The 1,374-nt window shown below is 40.7% G+C and carries 3 protein-coding genes; all 3 read right to left on the reverse strand.

The features are described from left to right. The coding region (locus BA70_RS18725; protein WP_078061778.1) for a hypothetical protein at nucleotides 1-291 on the reverse strand (291 nt) is incomplete at its 3' end. A 163-nt stretch (nucleotides 292-454) separates the two neighbouring features. Next, nucleotides 455-889 carry an ArpU family phage packaging/lysis transcriptional regulator gene (locus tag BA70_RS18730; RefSeq protein ID WP_034325250.1) on the reverse strand — a complete coding sequence of 145 codons (435 nt, stop codon included), beginning with the start codon at nucleotides 887-889 and terminating at the stop codon, nucleotides 455-457. Next, nucleotides 879-1,374 (reverse strand): sigma factor-like helix-turn-helix DNA-binding protein (locus tag BA70_RS18735; protein WP_051691202.1); only part of this gene is annotated, 496 nt, incomplete at its 5' end. The genes BA70_RS18730 and BA70_RS18735, both read right to left, overlap by 11 nt.

Here is a 1,374-nt window from a genome sequence, read left to right on the forward strand (position 1 = left end):
CTCCTCATTGATATGAATTACTTCAATGGCATTTTCCTTCAACCATTGGAATTCAAAGTGTTTGACTACTGGATTTTGAGAGTAGCCCGGTAACAAAATTAAAATTGTTTCGCTAGGATTCACCCCGTCTAACATTGCTGCATCCCTAGAAACATAGCGCGCGTATTTATATTGTGGAAATTTCTTTTTTAAATCTTGCCATAGCGCTCTTGCATGCCTTGTGTTTTTCCCTACGATGAAAGTCCTTATACGTTGTTTTGAACAGCCTTTTAAGATTAAGAGTTCTACCACAGCTAACACCTCCATATAAAAAAGCGACCTCCGTAATGGAAGCCGCCTTATCAATTTATCGCATAATACAATATTACAACCTTTTTTCCGTCATGCTGCGCCAACTTTGCGCCAAAAATACGCCACTTTTACGCCAAAATTGTGCCAAAATAAAAAAACACCTCTAAACGGGTGCTTTAAATACAATTTCATTGAGCGCATACGCCAGGTCTAGGAATGTCTTTCCCTTCAAACGTGTATACGATCTCTCACTCATGCCGATATCGTTATACACTTGATAGTCAAAAACAGGTTCTTGCTGCATGTAACGTTTTATAATGATCTGTCTTTCATAAGCAGGAAGACGATTGACAGCCTTTTGCACTCTCTCAAGAAAGGCATTTCGTTTCTGCTCCCATTCAATACGTTTAATGGCTGTGCTTTCAGTGGACGAACGGAAAGCGTTGGTAGTAGCGGGCGGCACTATGCTGAATCCTCCTGTTATCTTCGGCAGCATATCGTCCGGGACTTGAAGAAGATACAAACGATAATTGTCTAGTATACTTTCAACTCTTTTTCTCGTTTCTTTTTTATCTATTACAGGCGGTTCACCCAACATTAGCGTATCCCCTTTCTCCCGATTTCAATTCTGCTACCTTTTGAGCAATCTTTTTCCGTGCTCTCTCTATATTCTTTTGGATCGTGCCTTTCGCTACGCCATGAAGTGCGGCGCATTTACTGAAAGATAGGTTATGACCAACAACGGTTATGAATATCTCTTTCTCCTTATCCGTCAACGTTGACATAGCATACTCGAGTAAATCTAGTTCATTTTCGTTTACTGCTAGCGGGTCAGATTCGGGAACGTGGTATGTTGAATATAGGAAGTCAAGGACTTCTATTGTTGTGAATATTGTGCGTTCATAATAGGAACGGCGATCCATGCCACGTCTTGCGCTTGGTTGCCTTTCTGTTTCCATCCACTCAATCGCATACTCTAAATCAGAAATCATCGAGCGGTACGTTTTCATTTCTCCTTCGTCTGTAGATGCTGCCAAAATCCTTTCAGTTTCTTTCAACGCTGCTTTATATTCCTTGATTAAA

The organism is Bacillus zhangzhouensis (assembly GCF_000715205.1).
Lineage (GTDB): Bacteria > Bacillota > Bacilli > Bacillales > Bacillaceae > Bacillus > Bacillus zhangzhouensis.